Genomic DNA, 8,274 nt, shown 5'->3' on the forward strand with positions numbered 1-8,274 from the left:
GGCTGCTCGACCTCGCGGTGAACGCGCTGCACGAGGACGAGCACCTGGAGGGCCTCCGGGGGTACGCGCAGGACTCCGGTGAGGGACGCTGGACCGTGGAGGCCGCGATCGACCACGCGGTCCCGCTGCCGGCGATCACCGCGTCGCTGTTCGCGCGGTTCTCCTCCCGGCAGGAGGACTCGCCGCAGATGAAGATGATCGCCGCGCTGCGCAACCAGTTCGGCGGTCACGCGGTCGAGAAGAAGTGATCCACGGAGGAACGGTCCACGAAACGGCCGGAGCGGCCGCGGCCTGAGCGGCCGGGTGGCTCCGGGACCGTGGTCCACAGGGCCGTACGACGGTCCACAACGCCGGAGGAGGTCGGCGAACGATCATGCACGTCACGCATCTGTCGCTGGCCGATTTCCGGTCCTATCCCCGGGTCGAGGTCCCGCTCGACCCGGGGGTCACGGCCTTCGTCGGCCCCAACGGGCAGGGGAAGACGAACCTCGTCGAGGCGGTCGGCTATCTCGCCACCCTCGGCAGCCACCGCGTCTCCTCCGACGCTCCGCTGGTCCGCATGGGTGCCGACCGCGCGATCGTCCGGGCCCAGGTCCGCCAGGGCGAGCGGCAGCAGCTCGTCGAGCTGGAACTGAACCCGGGCCGCGCCAACCGAGCCCGGATCAACAGGTCCTCGCAGGTCAGGCCACGGGACGTGCTGGGGATCGTCCGCACCGTCCTGTTCGCGCCCGAGGACCTCGCCCTGGTCAAGGGCGACCCCGGGGAGCGGCGCCGGTTCCTGGACGAGCTGATCACGGCCCGCTCCCCGCGCATGGCCGGGGTCCGCTCCGACTACGACCGTGTCCTCAAGCAGCGCAACACGCTGCTGAAGTCCGCCGCGCTGGCCCGCCGCCACGCCGGGCGCACCATGGACCTGTCCACTCTCGACGTCTGGGACCAGCACCTCGCGCGCGTGGGTGCCGAACTGCTGGCCCAGCGGCTGGATCTGATCGCCGCGATCCAGCCGCTCGCCGACAAGGCGTACGAACAGCTCGCGCCGGGCGGCGGTCCCGTGGCCCTGGAGTACAAGCCGTCGGCGCCCGGTGAGGCGCACACGCGCGAGGACCTGTACGAGCAGCTGTCGGCCGCGCTCGCCGAGGCACGCAAGCAGGAGGTCGAGAGGGGCGTCACCCTGGTCGGCCCGCACCGCGACGACCTGCTGCTCAACCTCGGCCGGCTGCCGGCCAAGGGATACGCCTCCCACGGCGAGTCCTGGTCCTACGCGCTGGCGCTGCGTCTGGCCTCCTACGACCTGCTGCGCGCCGAGGGCAACGAGCCGGTGCTGATCCTCGACGACGTCTTCGCCGAGCTGGACACCCGCCGTCGTGAGCGCCTCGCCGAGCTGGTCGCGCCCGGCGAGCAGGTGCTGGTGACCGCGGCGGTCGACGACGACGTCCCCCACGTGCTGTCGGGGACCCGGTTCGCGGTGGCCGAGGGGGCGGTGGAACGGGTATGAACGAGCCGGGCGGGCCCGACGAGACGTCCCGGAACGCCGGGAGGGCCGCCCCCGAGCCCTCGGGCGTGGACCTCGCGCGCGTGGCGCTGCGCGCGGCCAAGGAGGCGGCACGCGCGCGGGGGGACGTGGCGCAGCAGAAGAGGCAGGCGCGGCGCGGTGGCCTGCGCTCGGGTGCGCGCGGGGACCGGCGCGATCCCATGGCGCTCGGCGCGGCGATCAACCGGCTGCTCACCGAACGCGGCTGGGAGGCCCCGGCCGCGGTGGGCGGCGTGATGGGGCGCTGGCCCGAGATCGTCGGTGAGGACGTGGCCAAGCACTGCGAGCCGGAGCGTTACGACGAGGACGAGCGGGTGCTGGTCGTGCGCTGCGACTCCACCGCGTGGGCGACGAACCTGCGGCTGCTCGCCCCGACCCTGGTCGCCCGGCTGAACGAGGACCTGGGCCACGGCACGGTGAGGTTGATCAAGGTCAACGGACCGGGTGGCCCGGCCCGCCGCTACGGGCCGCTGCGCGCCCCCGGAAGCACCGGTCCCGGCGACACCTACGGGTGACCGGAGTCCTTTCCGAGCCGTGCCCGGGGCTCCGCGCCGCCCTCGTCGGGGGCCTTTCACAGCCTCGTTCCGCGCTTGTTCCGGGCCCTCCGCGCGATGGTGACCGACGTCACACGCGGGGCTTCCGGGAGTGCTTCCCTCCCCTCGGCCGCCCCTTCGCCGTGCCCCCCGGAGGGGTGCCGGACCGCCACCTGACTCGTAAGTAGCAAAGGGTTGGCGGCCGAAAGCGCTGGGTGCCCTCGTGAGCCTCCTGGGGCCCCCATCCGTATATCGGGAGTCGGGCGAGGTCGGTTGAGGGCGGCACATGCGGACTCAGGCACCGGCAAACCCCCATCGATGTCCGAGCTACCGGTAGACTGGAAGCAATCCCGCCCCGATCGTGGGGACCGCCCGGGAAAAGCTGAGCAACGCTGATCAAGGCTTATCAACGCAACATGCCGCAGCCGCTCCGGCAACCCGCCGCCGAGCCAGGCTCGTGGTGTGCCAGAAAGGGCGCTTCGTGGCCGATTCCGGCAACCCCAACGAGAACATCCCGTCCACCGACACCGGCGCGAAGAACGAGGCGAACGCCCCCAACGGCGAGGGCACCGCTTCGTACGACGCCAGTGCCATCACCGTCCTCGAGGGCCTGGACGCGGTCCGCAAGCGACCCGGTATGTACATCGGTTCGACCGGCGAGCGAGGGCTGCACCACCTGGTGCAGGAGGTCGTCGACAACTCCGTCGACGAGGCGCTGGCCGGCCACGCGGACACGATCGACGTGACGATCCTCGCCGACGGCGGCGTCCGGGTCGTCGACAACGGCCGCGGCATCCCGGTGGGCATCGTCCCTTCCGAGGGCAAGCCCGCCGTCGAGGTCGTGCTGACCGTGCTGCACGCGGGCGGCAAGTTCGGCGGCGGCGGTTACGCGGTCTCCGGTGGTCTGCACGGCGTGGGTGTCTCCGTCGTGAACGCCCTCTCCACGAGGGTCGCGGTGGAGATCAGGACCGACGGCCACCGCTGGACGCAGGAATACAAGCTGGGCGTGCCCACGGCACCGCTCGCCCGGCACGAGGCCACCGAGGAGACGGGCACGTCCGTCACCTTCTGGGCCGACGGTGACATCTTCGAGACCACCGACTACTCGTTCGAGACGCTCTCCCGGCGTTTCCAGGAGATGGCCTTCCTCAACAAGGGTCTGAGGATCAACCTCACCGACGAGCGCGAGTCGGCGAAGGCCACCGCCGGCGCGGACGAGGCGGGCGAGGACGAGAAGCACGAGGTCAAGAGCGTCTCGTACCACTACGAGGGCGGCATCGTCGACTTCGTGAAGTACCTCAACTCCCGCAAGGGAGACCTGGTGCACCCCACCGTGATCGACCTCGAGGCCGAGGACAAGGAGAAGCTCCTGTCCCTCGAGGTCGCCATGCAGTGGAACAGCGGCTACACCGAGGGCGTCTACTCCTTCGCCAACATCATCCACACCCATGAGGGCGGCACGCACGAGGAGGGCTTCCGTGCGGCGATGACCTCGCTCATCAACAAGTACGCGCGGGACAAGAAGCTGCTGCGGGAGAAGGACGACAACCTCACGGGCGACGACATCCGCGAGGGCCTGACGGCGATCATCTCGGTCAAGCTGAGCGAGCCCCAGTTCGAGGGCCAGACCAAGACCAAGCTCGGCAACACCGAGGTGAAGACCTTCGTCCAGAAGGTCATCTACGAGCACCTCGCCGACTGGCTGGACCGCAACCCCAACGAGGCCGCGGACATCGTCCGCAAGGGCATCGCGGCGGCCACCGCGCGGGTGGCGGCCCGCAAGGCCCGCGACCTGACCCGCCGCAAGGGCCTGCTGGAGTCGGCGTCCCTGCCGGGCAAGCTCTCGGACTGCCAGTCGAACGACCCCACCAAGTGCGAGATCTTCATCGTCGAGGGCGACTCCGCCGGCGGTTCGGCCAAGTCCGGCCGGAACCCGCAGTACCAGGCGATCCTCCCGATCCGGGGCAAGATCCTCAACGTCGAGAAGGCGCGCATCGACCGGATCCTGCAGAACCAGGAGATCCAGGCGATGATCTCCGCGTTCGGAACCGGCGTGCACGAGGACTTCGACATCGAGAGGCTCCGCTATCACAAGATCATCTTGATGGCGGACGCCGACGTCGACGGCCAGCACATCAACACCCTGCTGCTGACGTTCCTGTTCCGCTTCATGCGGCCGCTGGTCGAGGCCGGGCACGTGTTCCTCTCCCGTCCCCCGCTCTACAAGATCAAGTGGGGCCGGGAGGACTTCGAGTACGCGTACTCCGACCGCGAGCGCGACGCGCTGATCGAGCTGGGCCGCCAGGCCGGCAAGCGCGTCCGTGAGGACTCCGTCCAGCGCTTCAAGGGCCTCGGCGAGATGAACGCCGAGGAGCTGCGCATCACCACGATGGACCAGGAGCACCGCGTCCTCGGCCAGGTCACCCTGGACGACGCCGCGCAGGCCGACGACCTGTTCTCCGTCCTCATGGGCGAGGACGTGGAGGCGCGCCGCCAGTTCATCCAGCGCAATGCCAAGGACGTCCGCTTCCTCGACATCTGAGTCGGTCTCAGCTGACCGCACCAGGAAGGATCTTCACCAGCAATGACCGACGAGAACACTCCCGTCACGTCCGAAGAGGACGGCCCCGTCCTGCGCGTCGAGCCCGTCGGGCTCGAGACGGAGATGCAGCGTTCGTACCTCGACTACGCGATGTCCGTCATCGTCTCGCGTGCGCTGCCGGACGTCCGTGACGGGCTCAAGCCCGTCCACCGCCGCGTGCTGTACGCCATGTACGACGGTGGCTACCGGCCCGAGCGCGGCTTCTACAAGTGCGCGCGCGTCGTCGGCGACGTCATGGGCAACTACCACCCGCACGGCGACTCCTCGATCTACGACGCGCTGGTCCGCCTCGCGCAGCCGTGGTCGATGCGGATGCCGCTGGTCGACTCCAACGGCAACTTCGGCTCCCCGGGCAACGACCCCGCGGCGGCCATGCGGTACACCGAGTGCAAGATGGCGCCGCTGTCGATGGAGATGGTCCGCGACATCGACGAGGAGACCGTCGACTTCAAGGACAACTACGACGGGCGCTCCCAGGAGCCGACCGTCCTGCCGGCCCGTTTCCCGAACCTGCTGATCAACGGATCGGCCGGTATCGCGGTCGGCATGGCGACCAACATCCCGCCGCACAACCTGCGCGAGGTCGCGGCCGGCGCCCAGTGGTACCTGGAGCACCACGAGTCGTCGAACGAGGAGCTGCTCGACGCGCTCATCGAGCGCATCAAGGGCCCCGACTTCCCGACCGGCGCCCTCGTGGTGGGCCGCAAGGGCATCGAGGAGGCCTACCGGACGGGCCGCGGTTCGATCACCATGCGCGCGGTGGTCGAGGTCGAGGAGATCCAGAACCGCCAGTGCCTGGTGGTCACGGAGCTGCCGTACCAGACCAACCCCGACAACCTGGCGCAGAAGATCGCCGACCTGGTCAAGGACGGCAAGATCGGCGGCATCGCGGACGTCCGCGACGAGACGTCGTCCCGTACCGGCCAGCGCCTGGTCATCGTGCTCAAGCGGGACGCGGTCGCCAAGGTCGTCCTGAACAACCTGTACAAGCACACCGAACTGCAGACCAACTTCGGTGCCAACATGCTGGCGCTGGTCGACGGCGTGCCGCGCACGCTCTCCCTGGACGCGTTCATCCGCCACTGGGTGAACCACCAGATCGAGGTCATCGTCCGTCGTACGCGCTTCAGGCTGCGCAAGGCGGAGGAGCGCGCGCACATCCTGCGCGGCCTGCTGAAGGCCCTGGACGCCATCGACGAGGTCATCGCGCTGATCCGGCGCAGCGACACCGTGGAGATCGCGCGCGGGGGCCTGATGGGCCTCCTGGAGATCGACGAGATCCAGGCCAACGCGATCCTGGAGATGCAGCTCCGCCGGCTGGCGGCCCTGGAGCGCCAGAAGATCGTCCAGGAGCACGACGAACTCCAGGCGAAGATCAACGAGTACAACGAGATCCTCGCCTCCCCGGTCCGTCAGCGCGGGATCGTCAGCGCGGAACTGGCCGCGCTCGTCGAGAAGTACGGCGACGACCGCAAGACGAAGCTGATCCCCTACGAGGGCGACATGTCCATCGAGGACCTGATCGCCGAGGAGGACATCGTCGTCACGGTCACGCGCGGCGGCTACATCAAGCGGACCAAGACCGACGACTACCGGGCGCAGAAGCGGGGCGGCAAGGGCGTACGGGGCGCGAAGCTCAAGGAAGACGACATCGTCAACCACTTCTTCGTGTCCACCACGCACCACTGGCTGCTGTTCTTCACCAACAAGGGCCGGGTCTACCGGGCCAAGGCGTACGAACTGCCCGACGCCGGCCGGGACGCGCGCGGACAGCACGTGGCGAACCTGCTGGCCTTCCAGCCCGACGAGGCGATCGCCCAGATCCTCGCGATCCGCGACTACGAGGCGGCGCCCTACCTGGTTCTCGCGACCAAGGCCGGCCTGGTGAAGAAGACGTCGCTGAAGGACTACGATTCCCCGCGTTCGGGCGGTGTGATCGCGATCAACCTGCGGGAGCAGGAGGATGGCGCCGACGATGAACTGATCGGGGCTGAACTCGTCTCGCCAGAAGATGATCTACTACTGATCAGCAAGAAGGCGCAGTCGATCAGGTTCACCGCGACGGATGAGACTTTGCGGCCCATGGGCCGCGCGACTTCAGGCGTAAAGGGCATGAGTTTCCGCGAAGGGGACGAACTGCTCTCGATGAATGTTGTTCGACCCGGTACGTTCGTGTTCACTGCCACAGACGGCGGGTACGCGAAGCGGACCGCTGTCGACGAGTACCGCGTCCAGGGTCGCGGCGGCCTCGGCATCAAGGCCGCCAAGATCGTCGAGGACCGCGGAACCCTCGTCGGCGCGCTGGTGGTCGAGGAGACCGACGAGATCCTCGCCATCACGTTGTCGGGCGGCGTGATTCGTACGCGGGTCAGCGGGGTCAGGGAGACGGGCCGTGACACCATGGGCGTCCAACTGATCAATCTGGGCAAGCGCGATGCCGTGGTCGGCATCGCCCGTAACGCCGAGGCCGGACGCGAGGCCGAGGAAGTCGACGGCGACGTGGCCGTGGACGAGACCGATGAAGGTGCCGTGACCACCGGCACGGACGAGGGTGAGGCGCCCTCGTCCGAGTAGCACGAGGAGTGAGTCAGCGTGAGCGGAGCCACGGGCGCCGGACCGACCGGTACCAGTACGGGCACGGACGGCGGTGGCCGTGGCTCTGCCGCGCGGGCGACAGATCCGCACACGACCAACCTGAAAGCGATCAAGGCGCCGATCAAGTCGCCGAGCCAGGCGCCCGGCAAGGACTCGCCTTCGTCCGACAGACGTGGATCCCAGGGGGGGACTGTGACGGACACCCGAGGCCAGCAGCAGAGCGCGTCCGGACAGGGCGCCGCCGCTCCCACGACCTCACCGCTGCCGGGGGAACGGCAGCCGCAGCAGCAGGCGGGGCCGTACCACCCGCCGCAGGCCTACACCGCGCAGGACGGCGCGGCGGAGGGGCAGGCCGGCGCGGTGCGCCGCCCGCGCACGGGGGCGCGCACCACGCCGCGCGTGCGCAAGGCGCGCCTGCGGGTGGCCAAGGCCGACCCCTGGTCGGTGATGAAGGTCAGCTTCCTGCTCTCCATCGCCCTGGGCATCTGCACGATCGTCGCGGCCGCGGTGCTGTGGATGGTCATGGACGCGATGGGCGTCTTCTCCACCGTCGGCGGCACGATCTCCGAGGCGACCGGCTCCAACGAGTCGAACGGCTTCGACCTCCAGTCCTTCCTGTCGCTGCCCAACGTGCTGATGTTCACGACGATCATCGCGGTCATCGACGTCGTCCTGGCGACGGCCCTGGCGACCCTCGGCGCGTTCATCTACAACCTCTCCGCGGGCTTCGTGGGCGGCGTCGAGCTGACGCTGGCCGAGGACGAGTGAGCGGAGCCCGGCGCTTTCCCGGCCCGCCCTGACGGCCCCCCGGCAACCGATTTTGGGACTGCCCCGGTCGTGCGCTAATCTTCAGGAGTCAGCGCGCGGGACATACACCGCAGAGCGCGGCGGGGCTATAGCTCAGTTGGTTAGAGCGCATCCCTGATAAGGATGAGGCCACAGGTTCAAATCCTGTTAGCCCCACCAGCACGAAGACCCCCAGCCGGTACCGGTTGGGGGTCTTCGTGCTGGTG

At 69.1% G+C, this 8,274-nt stretch carries 5 protein-coding genes, 1 tRNA gene and 1 pseudogene; all 7 read left to right on the forward strand.

The window, feature by feature from the left end; all coding sequences use genetic code 11:
* Nucleotides 1-248, forward strand: a pseudogene (locus AOK18_RS23655) (6-phosphogluconate dehydrogenase); the annotation flags it as partial.
* A gap of 125 nt (nt 249-373) precedes the next feature.
* Nucleotides 374-1,495 (forward strand): DNA replication/repair protein RecF, encoded by a 1,122-nt coding sequence (gene recF / locus AOK18_RS23660; RefSeq protein WP_055570371.1) that lies wholly within the window; start codon nt 374-376, stop codon nt 1,493-1,495.
* Nucleotides 1,492-2,046 (forward strand): DciA family protein, encoded by a 555-nt coding sequence (locus AOK18_RS23665; protein ID WP_055570372.1) that lies wholly within the window; start codon nt 1,492-1,494, stop codon nt 2,044-2,046. Before recF ends, AOK18_RS23665 begins: the two co-directional genes overlap by 4 nt.
* Before the next feature lie 499 nt (nt 2,047-2,545).
* Nucleotides 2,546-4,606 (forward strand): DNA topoisomerase (ATP-hydrolyzing) subunit B, encoded by a 2,061-nt coding sequence (gene gyrB, locus AOK18_RS23670; RefSeq protein ID WP_175400186.1) that lies wholly within the window; start codon nt 2,546-2,548, stop codon nt 4,604-4,606.
* 42 nt (nt 4,607-4,648) lie between these two features.
* Nucleotides 4,649-7,240, forward strand: coding sequence for a DNA gyrase subunit A (gyrA, locus tag AOK18_RS23675; protein WP_055570374.1), 2,592 nt, complete (start codon nt 4,649-4,651; stop codon nt 7,238-7,240).
* 18 nt (nt 7,241-7,258) lie between these two features.
* Nucleotides 7,259-8,029, forward strand: coding sequence for a DUF3566 domain-containing protein (locus tag AOK18_RS23680; protein ID WP_079105142.1), 771 nt, complete (start codon nt 7,259-7,261; stop codon nt 8,027-8,029).
* Nucleotides 8,030-8,150: 121 nt separating this feature from the next.
* Nucleotides 8,151-8,227, forward strand: a tRNA-Ile gene (locus AOK18_RS23685).
* The last annotated feature ends 47 nt before the right edge of the window (nt 8,228-8,274 follow it).

Origin of the sequence: Streptomyces prasinopilosus (assembly GCF_001419695.1) — a bacterium.
Lineage (GTDB): Bacteria > Actinomycetota > Actinomycetes > Streptomycetales > Streptomycetaceae > Streptomyces > Streptomyces prasinopilosus.